This is a genomic window from Brevibacillus parabrevis (assembly GCF_022701015.1).
Lineage (GTDB): Bacteria > Bacillota > Bacilli > Brevibacillales > Brevibacillaceae > Brevibacillus > Brevibacillus parabrevis.
Map to the genome: position 1 here is coordinate 709,591 of NZ_CP064090.1, position 15,410 is coordinate 725,000.

The window sequence follows — 15,410 nt, forward strand, 5'->3', positions numbered from 1 at the left end:
GACTACCACCCCGGGTCAAAATATTCGGAGAGACGGCTTCCTGTAAACGAAAAAGCTGTATCTCCTTCTACAAATGCATTCAACCACTTTGCCACGTTTGACGGAGTAACTTTCATAGCGAGTGTGACAGACTCTTTTCTCTCTTTGCGTGCCCGCTCTCCTTCCCCTCGCGGCCAACTGCCCGCAAACACATCGGTAGAAACGTCCCAGCCAAGTCCGGCCATTTTATTGGTATAATAGTCGGCCAACGCTTGATTGAGGTAGCCGATATCCTGCATATCGTCAAGCACATCTGCATAAATACTGCGCGCAATGGCTCTCTCCATTGCGTACAAATGATACGCTCCCACGCCGGAAATCACGAAAAGCAGCGTTATCATACATACGAGAAATACTTTAGTTTTGACCATCTCTTCCGAGGCGACCGTTTTCTTTTAATGAAAGATAAACGTCGTAGCTCGATACACCCTTTCCTGTTGTGTCTCATGTAGCTGCTCTTCTGGATGCAGATTCCAGATGAACGCGCACAGACTCCCTACCATGACAATAATGACGAGAAAGACATGATGATGCAGCATCAGTTGGACGTATATGCCGTGCCGTTTTGCATCTTGAAGTTGATGTTTTCATTTCGCGTGTCGTAATTAAGCGAGGTAATGGAACGGTTGATGCTTTCGGCAGAATCATTGGCAGCGGGCGACAATTCGTTTCCGTAAGAGCTGACGCCAATCCCCAAAACCATCACGCATGCAAGAAAGATAAAAAACATTTTTGACATAATTGCACTCTCCTTTTCTCTTCTAGAAATGAAATGATCAAGGTATCGCTTTATCGATCCACTGGACAGCTCGATCGCGCAATCCGCCGTCTTGAACGACCGCTGAATTAATCTGCGAGAGGCTCGACACAATGATTCCCAAAGTGAATACGATGCACATGATAATGGACAGCAGCTTGGTCAAACATTTAGCCTCCCTCTAGAGCAAATACTTGCTTAAAATTTCCGTAAGCAGCTTGTACCAGGGAAACATCGCGACTAACAGCCCCATGTAAAAAGCCGGATAGACGATAACACTGTAGCCGATACCGAGCGATTTGATTTTTTTGCGATGGCGAAACATTCTGCGCTGATCAACAGCCCACTCCATTCGCTGCATCGTCACACTGACTTGTCCGGCGCTTAGTTGCTCAATAGTGCGCATGCTTGAGACGAGTATAATTCCATCGTCGACCCCTAATCGGCGTTTGAAGTTTTCCAGCGCTTCATCAGGGTCTTTATTCCACTCGGACAATGTCGGTATATACTCTTTCAACTTCCGGGTAGGTCTTGCGGCTTTCACCATGGCATTGTAGATAGGCACCTGATTCTCCAGCAACGTCACATAACGGTTGATGAATCGTGCAATATCGGTACTCAGCATATCCTCGCGATTCCCCGCCCACATTTTCAACGCCAGATATGGGAACAAGTAGCCACAACCTGAAGCAATACAAATCGATAAAAAGGGGAATGACTCTACGCGGCAGACAATGACCCATACAAGCACCATCATGCAGACAGCGCTCCCGCATACTAATTGTGCAAACAACCACTCTGCTTTTCCCCAGCCAAATGGCCTGCCCGCGCGATTCAACAGTTGCTCCCAGTCATCGTCTTCCTTGGACGCTACCGTACTCTCCCACCTTCGCCACCACTTTGCAGAGATGAATAGCGCTGGTTTTGTGCCTTGCACCAAATACTTTCCAACGAAAAACGCTGCAAGGAACATAAAAATGGAGCCTGACCCCAACCATGTGTACATGACAAGCAGCTGCATTATCGGTATCGCCTCCCCCATATGAATGCTAGCAGGATCGAGAACGACCAAACTGTTACCGCAAGCGCTAAAATAGATTGTCCATCAAGCGTGTAAAAATAGAGCCTGTACGAATCTTTCAGCAAGCTTTGGTTGTATGGAATCAGGCAGATACAAATGGCAATAACGATGATCAAACTAATCCATATGGAGTAAATTTCACTGTCCCGCTCGTGCTTCTCGTCCTGTTGAACGAACATTTCATTCGTCAATCGATTGAGCGGAATTTGTATATCCTCTGTCTCTCCTTCTAATCCACTGGATATATACATAGCAAAATCAAATGCCCACGGATGACTCAGTCTTTGTGCAAAACGTTCTATCGCCAAGATGGGATCGCCCCCATCTGCGAGATTGTTATTCAGCAGGAGTAACTCCGGCAACAGTTCTTTGGGGCATTCTTCGATCATCTCCCGGAATGTCAGAACAATATTTTTACGGCTGTTGTAATAGCGGGCAAAAAGCTCGACAAATCGGCAAAAGGATTTTATTTTCTTATTGATTCGCACTGTATAGCGAGCGTACAGCAACAGCGTAGGCATCAACAGAAACAAGAGAAACAAAGATAAAGAGACAATCAGATTGCCCAACAAAATACCCGACATAAAGCCTGCAACACTGCCAATCAAGGAAAGTACAAGATGAGCCTCTGGCGTTCCCCCACCGATTTGACACCAGCGGTCATACCGCTCATACAACAACCGCCTGGTTGCGTGTTGCATAAATTTTTCTCTCCAGACTGCAACCGTACGCGGGAATAAAACCCGGGGAGTAGTCCAAGTGTGATAAAAATAGTTGCCCATAAACATAAATCCAACAAACAGGCAGACGACCATCGGCACAAGCAGCAAATATGTCATAGCATCCTGCCCATATCTGTCAGACGTAGTTCCTTCAATACTCCCAAATCCGCTTTTCCTACGCAGCACATGTACTCGACCAAATGAGGGTTCAGTTGTCTTCCTGTCCATTCGTAGACACCCGTATGTACATTGCGGCTGACCAAAGGGATTGATTCTACACGATTGAAAGTGTCGTTCCAATCAGTGGCGTGAATAGCATCAATGAAGCGATGACCGTTATTCCGGTAGGTAAGTGAATTTACAAAATTAACGGCTCTGCTAATCCGCTCTTGCGTCAACTCGATACTGCGACCACCGTATTGATACACTAGGTCAGTCAAGTCATGCAAAGCTTTATGAGGAAAACGTTCATGCATCGCTGCAATCGTCGCATCTGTGCCCCTAATTCCCGCATTAACAAAGTGGTAGGCTTCTATCGGCTCTCGTATTTCTCCAATTAAAATCGTGTTGGCTGTGGACCGATACATGTCTTTAAAGCAGCTACCCAAATCAATGCCGATCTCCTCGACGTTTTGCAGTTCAATTACTTCTCCTGGCCATATATCAGCGAACCGCATCTCATGCTCACTTTCGAAAATAGTGATGTACTCTGTAGACGGATCTTTCAGCTTCAACATGCACATCATCAAGGTCGTTTTTCCAGCAGCCATCGGACCAATAACGAGAACGTTTGCCCTCCCCCGTACTTGCTGTTCGAGCAGCCATTGCACAGGTTCATCAAAGGTGGGTTGAGACTGCAAGCGTAGCTGCTCAAGTGAGAAGGAAGGAGTTGTAAAGCGTCTTACAAGAATGGTAGGCACTCTGGAGTAAGGAAAAGTAAACATGGTCAGGCGTGCTTGCAAAGCTTGGAGATACCCGCTTAAACGAGGTTTTTTCTCGTTAAATGACAGCCCTGCGGCATTCGTCAATTTTTGTTGGAGCATCTCAACTTCTTTCCAGGTAGGTGTGTAGGAAAGGAATTTTTTGACCCCTTGCTCCAGATATGCGACTTTTCGATTGGCAGATATTCGCACCTCTTCTACCCACGGCGACAGATGCAGAACGGCATCCAAGATTCCCCAGCCGTAAGTTGCAAATACAAGACCTTCGTATCCATTGACATGCGGCACAATTTCTTCAACAATCGGCCGTTTGACTACTTCTTCAAAATAATGCTGCAATCGTAAAATAATATGGTTATGGCTATCACGATCTCCTTGTTCGGCCAGAGAAAGAATATGTTGCATTTCCAGCTTCTCTTCACGAGTTTTGCCAAAATGATTTAAGTAATCCCGGGCTGCTTGCTTAATATCCTCTATGCTGTGCAGACTCTGCGTCCCCCTGTTTAATTCGATCGCGCTCATCAGTTGTACACCGCACTTTTTTCAATGTGGTCAGCCTTTGCCAGTTCTTTGAGGCTGCTTACGTACGATTTCGGAGGAAACAGCTCTTCAATGAGCACGCTGCGGCTCCGCTGGGATTGCATCAGCCTGCTTGAAGATATGTGAGGAACTACGCCGTAGACCGGGATATCCTCCCCGATTCGAAATGGCTGACCAGGCTCTTGATGACTCAACAACACCTCGCAATGCACTCCTTTTTCTCTCCATTGTTTCAGCCACTCTTTTGCGTTCTCAATACTGAAAGGGTCTGCGCGTACAAATAACAGATTCCGATCAGCCGTATAAAGCAGCCGCTGCATGGCTTCCGACTCTGGAAAGCAATAGCCCCAATCGACATAAACGTAGTCGAATTGCACACGAAACGCCGCAATCATGTTGCTTACCTCAGCACTCCTCCATCTGCTGGCGGCATGAGCGTAGTACAAGTTGGGCAAATGAACGCTTTGCTTGCAAGCCGTGCGCCAGTTGCGCCTTTTCGCTGTTTGCAGATCCATCAAGTCTGGTCGAAACAAAGACAGCTGATGCTGTTGAAGCTTGAAAAAGCGGGTTAAGTCCGGCTTCTCGGTATTCATGTCCAGAACAGCAATGCTTTTCGTCGGGTTTTGTCTGGCTAGCAAAATCGGATAATTGATGCAAAACGTAGTGATCCCAGAAGCCCCAAAACTCATTAAAGCGAATACTTGCCCTGACCTTGCCTGATCCTCATTTTTCTGCCTTTCATTCATAAAACCTAAAATCATGCTGATATTATCCCGAATCTCTTCCTGTGAAAGCTGAGCAGAAAGGAGATACACCCTTTCAAGTCCAAGCTCCTCCGAGACTTTAGCAATGATTGCTTCATCCCGGTACAACGGAACGATGATTAGCGGGGAATCGGCAGGAAGCATGGTTCTCACGGATAGAAGCCATTCCCAGGATGGACTCGTAAACATTTCGGAAAAAACCACTGTTGCATCTGGCTGATAAAGACGAGCGAGGCGAGGAAATTCCTCTGCTGATTCAGCCACCAATAACTCACTTGATGTTGGCATGTACGTTTTGGCTAACGACTTCATTGGATAACAAACCAATATTTTCATGATGCTTGCTCCTTTGAAACCATAATATGTCCAACCTGAAGCATGCCGTATGTCATTGCTTCATTCAGAATCACGTACTCTTGATCCGTCAAATTAAATCCTAGAAAGGCAGGCAGTGATGTAGGCTGTACGCGATAGTCGTAGTATCTTTTTTCATTGGCAGGCTGAGTCTTTTTCCCCGCTCCATGAAATACGGCGTCCATCTGATCCGGAGAGGGAAGCAAGTTTGGCTTCAAAGTATAGATTTCGGAACCATTGCTATCCCTCACGCTGGCTAATTGGCTTTCGAAAAGGAGGTCTGCAGTATCATTGGTCTTTTTGAATTGGGCCGGTTCAGGGTAATCCTGTAATTCGGCGAAATTCTTGTATTTGACCCAGATTTTCACACGGTCCCCCTTACGCAGTTCTGTAAGAGGTTGGATAGAAAGCAACGGAAACTCATAACGGGCTTCACCTTTCCCGGGCAAAAGCTGTGAATCAGTCAATTTGTTCGTTAGCAATTGTTCACCTTGATAAATGGTTTGCGTGCTCTTTTTCCCAATCACATCACTCAACGCACGCGCAGATTCAGGTAAAATTTCATCGACTTCTTCTTGTACGAGCACCACATCATTCTCCGTAATCGGCTCAAAAGGGGAAATTTCTTTTCCCGCAGCTACTTTAACAACTGGCGCAAACAGTTTTTCTGTCGCCAGCGCGTCAATATACTGTGTCGCTGCATAAAATGACGAGCCTGCCAGGAGTAATGAAATCAGGCATATCACAATCATGGTTTGCTTTTTCATAGCATCCTTCCTTTATGAACATGCATCAGGGATTGAAACTCACTTTCCTCCTCCGGGAAAAGCTCTAGTAAAAAATTGGCTTTTACATGTGCCGCAGCGGCCTTTTCCTGATCAATGAGCGGAACTTGATAGTCTACTTGCGAAGAACTTGTACCCCAGAGGGACAGAGTACCCTCTACTTTTTTCAACACAGTGGTAAGGGCGAGTTGAGCGTTCCATTTGTTGGCGATGATTTTCACTTTGTTTTTTCCAGATAGCCACCAGCCGGGAGCTGATTCGATCAGAAATAACCGAGTGAGACGAGCAATATCCGCGTCTAAAACAACCCAAATTTCATCGGCCAGCTCAAAAATCTGTTTTGCCTCGTTTTTATTCCAATTAGAAGATACATCTATGAAAACAATCGAGCTTTCTTTGTTCAGTCGGAGTATCCAACTGGCTATATCGATTTGAGAAGATTCTGGATGAACATGAGAAGGAATTTCGATCTGGATGCGAAGTTGATTATTTTGCATAAGGATCAATGATGTCGGAGATAAATTCTTGAATGATCGAACCCTGCGTTCGTAATCAAGAGCGAAGTAAAAGTAAGAAGTATGGTTGGGCAGTTCGCAGAGTGTAACGGGTATTCCTTTTGCGGCCCAGGCGTAAGCGACGTTGCCAGCGATAAAACTGGCGCCTGCCTGCGGATATAAACTTGTTACCGCAATACATTTCCGAGTGACCGTCTCTAATGGTTCTGGTACATCGGGTAAAGTCAGTTTTTCTTTGAGCAGCCTCCATTGCCGTTCTTCCTCAGTCGTATTCGTAAAATCCTGCTGTTCCAAATCACGGAACTTGGAGACGAAACGGCTCACTTGGTGAAACATGACTATCCCACCTGGGAATCGTTTGATTTATTTTTTCCCCTGATGTATTTCTCGAATTTCTCTACCATTTCCCTGACAGTGAGTGACTTGCGATGGTAGTAGTAAATTTTTCGCAAACGCTCACGTTCTTGCTGAGTCATTTCCGGCTTAACTTTGGCAGCCAGCTCGATAAGCAGTGCCAATTCTACGTTATTGGGCCTGCCTCTGCGTGGAGGATTGGCAAACAACTCCTGCTGTTTTTTGTCAAAGGCATTCGGATATTCTAGCAGCCACATATCTACCAATGTCTCGATGTCTTCTTGAGTTCGAACCCCAAGCTTCATCAAGTATTTAAAGTAGTGAGACAATGAGCGCTCCTTCAGCAACCCGCTCCTCCATCTGACGACAAATCCGCTTGGCATGGTCAAAAGCTTGGTTACGTCCCGAATGAGTGCTGTCCGATTTTGTGATTGATACTGAACCACCGCTTCTTTTACCAAGGTGAACAAAATGTCGTGATAGTTAGCGTTGCTATAACCGCTACCGTATTCGACGATATACCATTCCTCTACCGCCTTATCAAAGTCTCTGCGGCAGTTGGTCAATTGCAGTTGATTCAAATGCTCATAAAACTCTTCGAGATCGTAGTGAACCGTAAACTCTTCCTGATAGTCCCCAAAGACATACTTAATAAAAGCTTCTTTCAGTTCTTCCAATGACACCAAACTCAGTCCGTTTGTCTCCTGATAGCAGCGGTTGACCAATTCGATTGCACTCTTTGCCATCACGTTAAATTACCCCCTATTTTTTTACAAATTATTATAATAATAGACATTTTGTAATATCTCTCGTCACTCGTCAAATCTTTTTTGTCACATTTTGTAACAGTATTGTGAATATTTGGATCGCCCTGCACGCAACCGTGCAAGGCGATATCCCGCACTATTCTGCGTTCAGATAAAGCTCTTCACCTGTAGCGAAAAGAAGTGCGATTCTACCTCCTCGCTCCATGACGGCCGGAGCATTCTCCATCACAATCAGCCCGTCATTGAGTACAACTCTGTCCCCAAATCGATGTACCGTCTCGATTCGGAAACTTCCCAGCGAGAGTCTTTCCAGTGAAAGATGCCTGCCGGGCTTGTGCTTCTGATAGCGTACCTGTCGCCCCAGAAGCTGCTCTACGGATGCAGAGCACTTGTGGTGAGCCTCTACTGTTGCCATGCGCAACGCCTCCTTCTCTCACCTGTAGAGTACGGCCGTTTCATGTGCTTATAAGCCAATGAAACTATCTCTACGGTAAAAAAAGACAGAGGGCGTTTGCAAATATTTTTACTCTTCTTCCCAGTAGGAGGGATGACTTAGCTCGGGATACATCTCTGTCACCATATCAAACGGAGAAAAGTACAAGGTATCGACGAGAATTTTTAATTTGTATTGCTTCAAGAGCGAATAAGCCCGCTCTGTCTTGCTAAACAACCTGGGGAGTTCACGCAAATCTGAAAGCTGCAACAGATGCTGGCACATGTAATCGACGCATATCTTGGCCCGCTCCTCGCCTTTCACGCTTTGAAAATACGCCGGGGGAAAATGACGCCGGATACCTGACAGCACCTCCTGATAGACCCAAAGCGCACGTTGCTTTTCGGTTAGCCGCGGCAAGTAAGGATAGGCAAATTCCACGAAGTAATACACATCCTCCGCTTTGGCTTCGATCGGCGGCTCAATATACTCTCGTATCAAATGCAGCTTCAATTGTTTGATATCTTCCAGGCTCAACTCACGTCTAGCTTGTTCTGGCGTCCATTTCTTCACATTTTCTATGGCGTAACGGACGATTAACTGGACCTTCTGCTTGCGGTACTGCGCATCTTCAAATTCATACGGGGAAAAACGTTTCTGCTCTCCGTTAAGAATGCGTTTGTACCGATCGACGATTTTTGACGGCACTGTCCCCTCACTCCAATCCCCATTTTTGGAATATACTCCTAAATTACCACGGGTGATTGGGACAAAAATAACAGGTACGTCGCATGCAATGCGCCTTTAGTCATACACTCCCGACTGCGACACTCGTTCTATTTTTACATCGAGCTGCTCCCAAAACGCAGGAATCCTCTTGCCTACCTCCATTTTCAGGTGGTAAATGCCTTGGCGGTACATGTGGGAGCGCTCTCCCTTTTGATGAACGACTGAAATCTCTTCTGCTCTGCTTGCCAATGCTGATTGGTTCATTCTCCATAAAATAGCTGCCTCTTCACGCGCGCCCCTTATTACCCTGGCATTTTCCTGTTCGGCTTCCTCTGTGGTTGCATATAATCTTTTTTCTGGTGCGCCGTCAGAATTGGCGTACTCCCACATCCCTGCTGCTCGTGCTCCTTTTGTTATCAGATCAGCAGTATGTTGAACTTTCATTTCCAGATAGTCAGCCTGCTCCGAAAGCAACAGCAGAGCCAACAAACCGCCCAAGCAAAAAAGAAAAAAGAGCATCGTGATCATTGTCGCTCCGTTCTCTTCTCTTGTGATTGTCACAATGCGCCGCCACAAGCCGTTCATTTTTTGTCCTCCGCGTTTTCTATCATCATGTGATAGCTTTCGGACAACTCATACAAAGCTCCGGTAGCAAGCAGACGAAAAGTAATTTTCGCCTCTGATTTGAAATGGTTCCCTTTTTTCCAGCCGCCTTCATCCAGTTCAAGCACAACCTCTTTGTCCGCAACCTCCATCCCTTGATCAAGCTCGGCTGCTCCCCGTTCTCTGGCGTGGTATTTGGCCAAGCCGAAATTCGGTTGCACGGCTGCGATTCTTCCTGCTTCGTACGCGGCTGCCAAAGCCTTTTGCCGATTGTACAAAATCGTGAATTGATCGAAAGAAAAAACGATCAATAACCAAACCAAAGGGAAGATCAAGACAAACTCAATCAACTGACTGCCTTGTTCGTCGCACAACCATTGTTTGCACTTGTTTCTCATCAGCTTTCTCCCAGCATACGCATGGCTTGGCGGAGCAAAAATGCGCACAACAAAAACACTGCATACGGGAACGAAAATCCTGAACTCCCCACTTCAGGAAGCCAGAGCTGCCGATGCGCCTTCCATCCCGCTGCCATCACATGGAGGTTCCTTGCAAGACGGGACCAACTGCGCGGGAAAAATAAAACACTCAACAGACATATACCCATCGATTGCAGAAAAAGCGTGTACACATCCATCCAGCTTGTCCATGCACCCACAGCCATCAACAGCTTTTGATCGCCCATCCCCATGCCTTTTGCAGCAACAGGGAAAACCGTCAACACGAATGCTCCCAGTACGCCCATCGTTGCTGTCCATAGCGAGCCGATGTGCCACTGGTAGCATAGCCCCAGCACAACTGCCGATAACGTGACTGCATTAGGAATCCTTCGATACTTCCAGTCATACCAAGCCGACGTAACCAGCAAACCTGTTAAAATCACATGGATCATTTGCTGATCTTTTCTTGCAGTTCCTTCAGTTTGGCGTCCTCCGCTTCCCCCAATGAAGCCAGCGTCGGGATGATCAAGATGAGAATTACCGCCACGATGATGACCATTTCCACAATCGTTACACCGTCTTCCTCGCGCCAAAAGCGCCGCAAATAGTCAGAGACAAATGACATCTCTTTCCCTCCTTTTTCAGATCGTATTTTCACTTTGCCAAAAGACAGTGCAGGGGTGCAAAAATATTTACAAACGCTCTCCGATGCCCATAAGCGCCGGGCCGATTACCAGAAATAGCAAAGGAACGCCCATGAACACAATCACAAGCGGGAGAAGGCGAACATTCAAGCGATTCATGCGAGCGGCAGCCTCATCTTCCTGCTGCCTTACCTGTTCTTCAATTTGCACAGACAACATGTGCGAGATGCTGACTCCTTTGCTTATTGCTTCGTTCATCTCCAAAGCGATCGTACTCAAGGAATCGACCTCCCAGCGAAACGCCAGCTCTTCCAACGCCTTTCTCCACGATCCGTGCCGCTTTTCTGCGACCTCAAGCCAGGAAAGCTCCTTGCCAAGCCTGGCATTGAAACGACGTGCTGTCTGTTTTACCGCGCTTTGCAATGGCATGCCTGCCTCAACCAACGATTGGACAATGCCAAAAAAGATCGGCACTTGCTCGCGTATTTCGGCTTTGGCCCGTTTATCCGCCCAATCAAGAGCCAATGTAGGCAGCAAATAAAGTCCCAGGCTGATGATCAATGGATACCCCGTTTTTACTCCGAGCATCTCTCCTCCTGCCAGCTTCAATAGCAGGCTGAAAAGCGAAGAGGCGACCAGGCATACGCCGATCAGCCTCATGATTACCAACTCCGCCAAACTCATTTGCATGTGGAGCCTCAATAAGATTTCTTCCGTTTTTACAGGCTGTATGCCTGCCCAGCTGCATAATCGATGCAAAAGCGGGACGTTTCGCTCTAGCATGCGTACCAAAGCCCAGCGAGCTTGTCGCCGTTCAAAAGCTTGATCAAGCTCCGCCTGTTGCTCAATTTCAATTCGACTGAACAAGGTGAAAAAAAAGGAGTCTCCCTTGCTTAGGCAAGCAGGGAGTCCGTAGAGGAACACTGCCAATCCAAGCAATAGCCCAATCAGAAACACACTTCTTCATCCCCCTCTGTGTATGCTTTTGTGCGCGATGTAGCGAATGGCTTCTCCCCCCAACAAAATACTCGCCAGGCACACCCACATGAGCAAACGGCCGCCAAGTGTCGCTGTCAGCGAATCAAAATGATGCGGATTGTTTGCGAAAAGTGCCACGAGAAAGACAAAGGGCATTACACTCAAAAGGTTCACTTGCGCTACAATTTGCGCCATGGCTGCTTTTTGCCGACGAAATGACTGTCTGCGGCGCAAGATGGCCGAAGCCGCCAAATCAAGTGTCTTCGCCATGTCTCCACCCATTTCTCGCTGAATTTGTACGATAGTAGCCAAATAGTTGACATCAGCCGAGCCTGTTCGCTGGGAAAAGTCATTCATGACATGCTCAAGCGGCACCTGTGCGCGAAGCAGCTCCACAATTCTCTTGTACTCTGTTGTGATGCTCCCTTCCAAAAAAGGACTTGCGGCCACCTGCTCGAAAGCGTGCAAATACGACGGCGACGTCCGCAATGAGCTTGCCATCAAGCGAATGGCTTTTATATTCCCCGCCTCAAATTTGTCTCGACGCTTTGCTCCCCAAACACTAACCACTCGCTCTGTAAACAAAATACCAGCAAACAACGCAGGCGCGGCCAGCCACCATGATTGCAAGATTTGGCTGCTAAAAACAAAAGACACGGCCCCGAAGAAAAAGCACAGGGTCACATACTGGTTCACTCCCAAACCCGAGTGTGATTTCGCCAGGCGCTCCTCTAAGCGATTCCATACCGTTTTTCTGTCTTGCTGAAGTACGCCCACAATCGCATGCTTGCCCGATCTTCCCCGCGTGTAAAGCTTCGGCGGAATCACGAGCAACAATATCGCTACACCGATTCCCGTAGCGACAGGCAGGCTGATGTCTCCCAACGTCAGTCCCTCCTAGACGGATATTGGCGTTGTAAAAAATACCTGCTCGATCTCTTCGCGTGACATCCCCTTTTCCAGCCACCGCTTGATCATCCGTTCCGGCCGATAACCTGTCCATTTGAAGTGTCCTTTGACTTTTCCGTCATGTACACCCATCGGCTCGAATACAAAAATATCTTGCAAATACACTCTGTCCGGCAAAACCTGTTTTACGTTGCAGGCCTTTTTGATCCACTCTTCATGGGATTGGCCTGTTCCGACAACTTCTGTTATCGCAACCACTTTGCGACTCCCATCTTCGTCAAACCGCTTTACCTGAACGATCAAGTCCAGTGCCGAGCCAATCATCAGATTGCGTTCTTGGGCACTGTACACTTCATCAGCCTTGCCAAACAAAATCGGCAATGTAGAATCAACCAAGGCACGTGGTGAATTTGCATGAGCTGTGCTCCAGCTTCCCGGGTGATCGGTGTTCATCGCCCATAGCATGTCGACAATTTCTCCGCCACGCGTCTCGCCTACCATAATGACGTCCGGCCGTTTGCGCAATGACAAACGAACGCAATCCTTGATAGAGAATCCTCCTTTTCCTTCATAGTTAGCCGGCTTTGCCAGCAACCTTCTCACAAACGGATGCTGGAGTCTCATCTCCAAAACATCCTCGATCGTGATGATGCTTAAATGAGCAGGAACGTACTGAGAAATAAGGTTCAACATATGCGTTTTGCCTGAGCCGGTTCCGCCGCTGACAATCCCGGATGCTCTGGACAGGCCGACAGCTCTTTGCAAAAACAACAGCATCGGCTCACAAATCGATCCGTACCGCAAATAGTCGCTTTCGCTCAGCAACTCGCGATGTTTGCGAATGGTCAGCGTGTGTCCATCCGGCGTAATCGATCGGTGCGTGGCAGCCACCCGCGAGCCGTCAGGAAGCTGTGTATGCAGCTCTGCTTTTGTTTCATTGAACTCGCGCCCCATTGTCGCAGCCATTTGCTCCAGCAAGTGCAGCATTTCTTCTTCGCTTCGAAACAGGATTGCATCGTTTTTTTCCAGTCGTCCCGTACTTTTCCGCTCAACTACCAGGTAATTATGGCGATGGAACATAATCTCCGTAATATCTTGGTCCTCTAATAGTTCATCAAGTGCTCCCCACCCCGTCAAGGAATGCAGCAAGCGTTTGACCTCCGTCTCCAACTGAATGGACGACAGCGGCATTTGCGACTCTAACAGCATTCTGATGTCAGCTGTCAGCTCTTCTTTGAAGGTAGACGAATGTTTGTCCTCCCATAGACGCCTGCCGTGTTTCTCCACGATTTGAGTACGAATAAATGTCTCTGCCTCGCTGCCAATCCAACGCTCTTGTGAACGTTCTAGGGAAGCTGGACTTTCTAATTGCTTTTCAAAAAAGGCAGCGGATGAACTGGAATGATCACGCCCCATCGGCCGCGACTCTTGGCTTTTTTGTACGTGATTGGATATGCCAAGCAACTGTCGTTTATCGAACATTTCGCCCTCCTATCCCCACAGCCAGCGAAAAAGTGACGCTTTTTCATTCTTTTTCTCTTTTGCAGCAGGTGTTTTGGCTACTTCATCAACTGGAAACAATGCTTTCCCCAACGTTTCAATCGCATTCCTGGCTGCACTTCGCCCTGTTTGCAGCATGACTGGCACTCCTGTGTTAATGGACTTTTTGACTTCGCTGTCGTCAGGGATCGAAAAGATTTTTTTGCTTGGGTGAAGCTGAAAGTAAGCTCTGATTTCCTCCAACGTAAACATTTCTTTTCGCTGGAGACGATTCATGCACACTTGAATGCGCTCTTCGGGATACTCTGCTTCTCTGAGAAGTTTTAACAAGCGCTGAATATTTTCAATAGAGTCTACCACCGGATTTCCCACCATCACGACATGCTCGGCAAAAAACAGCGCCTGAATGGTAGCATCAGTCGTATCAGGAGCGGTATCAATCAAGATGACATCGTAGTTGCTGCGCTTGAGTGTCTCCAAAATGAGATACAAATGATAGTCGCGGATTTCAAAGCTGTAGCGTATATCTCTGGGGGAAGTGAGCACATCAAGGCCAGACTCCGAATGAACGACGGTATACCGTTCAATCTGTTGTGGTAATAGCGGCAATGATGAGGCAAGTTCTTGCCATTCTTCTGGTTTGATTGAATATGTGTCGAGCCCTTTGCTCTCTGCGTAAGCATGAAGCTGGCGGTCAAGGTCTTGTACCCACGTATACAAGTTCGGTGTTCGTGGGAGGTTTAGTGTGGTCGCAAATGTCCCTAGGTCGAGATTGAAATCAACTGCCAACACTTTCAAAGGTTGACCTTCCCTTTTTTGTGTGGAAAAGAAGATAGCCAATTCGCGGGAAATAAACGTTTTTCCCACTCCACCTTTTGGGCCGTACACGGTAATAAGATGCTTCGGCTTTACGCGAGGATTTTGCTCGGATCCTGCCAATCCTTTCCAGTTTCGCTCGGAGTCAGGCAGATCGCGTACGTTATCGTGATGCTCTGATAAAATATTGTGTTGCAGTTGTGGCTGCCTGGAATCGGCAGTTGCTGCGATCTGGCCCTGAGCCATCATCGCTAGAGCTTCTACTTGTCCCAGTTGTATCGGTTTTGCAATCACCCAAATACCGAGATTGCGAAAAAACGGTTCCCACATCAGCTCACTTGCTGTGCACGCCGCGATAAAAGACAAATGCGGGAAGGCGAGACGAAACTGTTGGCTCAATATGCCTCTTTCCGTATCTTTGATTCCGCCCAGTAGAACAAGCTCTGGCCGGGTCGCGTGAAGTTTTGCCCATGCTTCCTCTGCGCTGGACGCTTCGCCGCATACTTCGATCAGATGACTGCACGCAAGCTGACTGATTAAAGAGCGAGTTGCTTCGCGATCATCGTCTACAATCAGCAATCGTCTTTTCACTCACGTTCCCCCTTTTCCAACGCCCATCGTTTTTTTGTTCGCATGAGCTCAGCTGCAAATCCTGCATCTCCTATTCCTGACTGCTGATCGTCCATGATTCCAGCCAGTCCCAACCTGATCTTGCCGTAATGCAATGCGTGTGTTAATA

At 47.4% G+C, this 15,410-nt stretch carries 21 protein-coding genes (1 of these 21 running past the window's edge); all 21 read right to left on the reverse strand.

What is annotated here, in order from left to right; all coding sequences use genetic code 11:
* Nucleotides 1–2 precede the first annotated feature (2 nt).
* Nucleotides 3–326 (reverse strand): hypothetical protein, encoded by a 324-nt coding sequence (locus tag IRJ17_RS03435; RefSeq protein WP_242775204.1) that lies wholly within the window; start codon nt 324–326, stop codon nt 3–5.
* Nucleotides 327–577: 251 nt separating this feature from the next.
* Nucleotides 578–778: a hypothetical protein gene (locus IRJ17_RS03440; RefSeq protein WP_005831465.1), complete on the reverse strand. Its 201-nt coding sequence runs from the start codon at nt 776–778 to the stop codon at nt 578–580.
* A gap of 37 nt (nt 779–815) precedes the next feature.
* The gene (locus IRJ17_RS03445; RefSeq protein WP_167470396.1) at nt 816–962 is read right to left on the reverse strand and encodes a hypothetical protein; all 147 of its coding nucleotides are present in this window, start codon (nt 960–962) and stop codon (nt 816–818) included.
* Between the two features lie 15 nt (nt 963–977).
* Complete coding sequence (locus IRJ17_RS03450) at nt 978–1,817, reverse strand: hypothetical protein (RefSeq protein ID WP_122966746.1); 840 nt, start codon at nt 1,815–1,817, stop codon at nt 978–980.
* Nucleotides 1,817–2,716 carry a hypothetical protein gene (locus tag IRJ17_RS03455; protein WP_122966747.1) on the reverse strand — a complete coding sequence of 300 codons (900 nt, stop codon included), beginning with the start codon at nt 2,714–2,716 and terminating at the stop codon, nt 1,817–1,819. Before IRJ17_RS03455 ends, IRJ17_RS03450 begins: the two co-directional genes overlap by 1 nt.
* On the reverse strand, nt 2,713–4,062 hold the full coding sequence (locus IRJ17_RS03460) for an ATPase, T2SS/T4P/T4SS family (RefSeq protein WP_242773247.1): 1,350 nt from the start codon (nt 4,060–4,062) through the stop codon (nt 2,713–2,715). The genes IRJ17_RS03455 and IRJ17_RS03460 overlap by 4 nt, the downstream gene beginning before the upstream one ends.
* The gene (locus IRJ17_RS03465) at nt 4,062–5,180 is read right to left on the reverse strand and encodes a CpaE/TadZ family protein (protein WP_242773250.1); all 1,119 of its coding nucleotides are present in this window, start codon (nt 5,178–5,180) and stop codon (nt 4,062–4,064) included. Before IRJ17_RS03465 ends, IRJ17_RS03460 begins: the two co-directional genes overlap by 1 nt.
* On the reverse strand, nt 5,177–5,965 hold the full coding sequence (locus tag IRJ17_RS03470) for an SAF domain-containing protein (RefSeq protein WP_217023423.1): 789 nt from the start codon (nt 5,963–5,965) through the stop codon (nt 5,177–5,179). The genes IRJ17_RS03465 and IRJ17_RS03470 overlap by 4 nt, the downstream gene beginning before the upstream one ends.
* Nucleotides 5,962–6,834, reverse strand: a complete 873-nt coding sequence (locus tag IRJ17_RS03475; protein ID WP_242773253.1) for a CpaE/TadZ family protein — start codon at nt 6,832–6,834, stop codon at nt 5,962–5,964. The genes IRJ17_RS03470 and IRJ17_RS03475 overlap by 4 nt, the downstream gene beginning before the upstream one ends.
* Before the next feature lie 2 nt (nt 6,835–6,836).
* Nucleotides 6,837–7,598 (reverse strand): hypothetical protein, encoded by a 762-nt coding sequence (locus tag IRJ17_RS03480; protein ID WP_233454195.1) that lies wholly within the window; start codon nt 7,596–7,598, stop codon nt 6,837–6,839.
* Nucleotides 7,599–7,755: 157 nt separating this feature from the next.
* Nucleotides 7,756–8,034 (reverse strand): hypothetical protein, encoded by a 279-nt coding sequence (locus IRJ17_RS03485; protein WP_122966752.1) that lies wholly within the window; start codon nt 8,032–8,034, stop codon nt 7,756–7,758.
* 108 nt (nt 8,035–8,142) lie between these two features.
* Nucleotides 8,143–8,760, reverse strand: coding sequence for a DUF4046 domain-containing protein (locus IRJ17_RS03490; RefSeq protein ID WP_122966753.1), 618 nt, complete (start codon nt 8,758–8,760; stop codon nt 8,143–8,145).
* 96 nt (nt 8,761–8,856) lie between these two features.
* The gene (locus IRJ17_RS03495) at nt 8,857–9,309 is read right to left on the reverse strand and encodes a hypothetical protein (RefSeq protein WP_242773256.1); all 453 of its coding nucleotides are present in this window, start codon (nt 9,307–9,309) and stop codon (nt 8,857–8,859) included.
* A 53-nt stretch (nt 9,310–9,362) separates the two neighbouring features.
* Nucleotides 9,363–9,782: a TadE/TadG family type IV pilus assembly protein gene (locus tag IRJ17_RS03500; RefSeq protein ID WP_217023420.1), complete on the reverse strand. Its 420-nt coding sequence runs from the start codon at nt 9,780–9,782 to the stop codon at nt 9,363–9,365.
* Nucleotides 9,782–10,276: an A24 family peptidase gene (locus IRJ17_RS03505; protein WP_242773259.1), complete on the reverse strand. Its 495-nt coding sequence runs from the start codon at nt 10,274–10,276 to the stop codon at nt 9,782–9,784. Before IRJ17_RS03505 ends, IRJ17_RS03500 begins: the two co-directional genes overlap by 1 nt.
* The gene (locus IRJ17_RS03510; RefSeq protein ID WP_063227516.1) at nt 10,273–10,449 is read right to left on the reverse strand and encodes a Flp family type IVb pilin; all 177 of its coding nucleotides are present in this window, start codon (nt 10,447–10,449) and stop codon (nt 10,273–10,275) included. The genes IRJ17_RS03505 and IRJ17_RS03510 overlap by 4 nt, the downstream gene beginning before the upstream one ends.
* Before the next feature lie 67 nt (nt 10,450–10,516).
* A complete protein-coding gene (locus IRJ17_RS03515) occupies nt 10,517–11,158 on the reverse strand; it encodes a type II secretion system F family protein (RefSeq protein WP_242773262.1) in 642 nt (213 codons plus the stop codon).
* Nucleotides 11,159–11,431: 273 nt separating this feature from the next.
* The gene (locus IRJ17_RS03520) at nt 11,432–12,331 is read right to left on the reverse strand and encodes a type II secretion system F family protein (RefSeq protein WP_242773270.1); all 900 of its coding nucleotides are present in this window, start codon (nt 12,329–12,331) and stop codon (nt 11,432–11,434) included.
* Between the two features lie 12 nt (nt 12,332–12,343).
* The gene (locus IRJ17_RS03525; RefSeq protein WP_173598170.1) at nt 12,344–13,837 is read right to left on the reverse strand and encodes a TadA family conjugal transfer-associated ATPase; all 1,494 of its coding nucleotides are present in this window, start codon (nt 13,835–13,837) and stop codon (nt 12,344–12,346) included.
* A gap of 9 nt (nt 13,838–13,846) precedes the next feature.
* A complete protein-coding gene (locus IRJ17_RS03530; protein ID WP_242773272.1) occupies nt 13,847–15,262 on the reverse strand; it encodes a CpaE/TadZ family protein in 1,416 nt (471 codons plus the stop codon).
* Nucleotides 15,259–15,410, reverse strand: partial view of a Flp pilus assembly protein CpaB gene (gene cpaB / locus IRJ17_RS03535; protein ID WP_122966761.1) — the 3' end only. 577 nt of this gene lie beyond the right edge of the window; only the last 152 of its 729 coding nucleotides appear in the window; its start codon lies off the right edge, out of view — the gene reads right to left on this strand; it ends in the stop codon at nt 15,259–15,261. The genes IRJ17_RS03530 and cpaB overlap by 4 nt, the downstream gene beginning before the upstream one ends.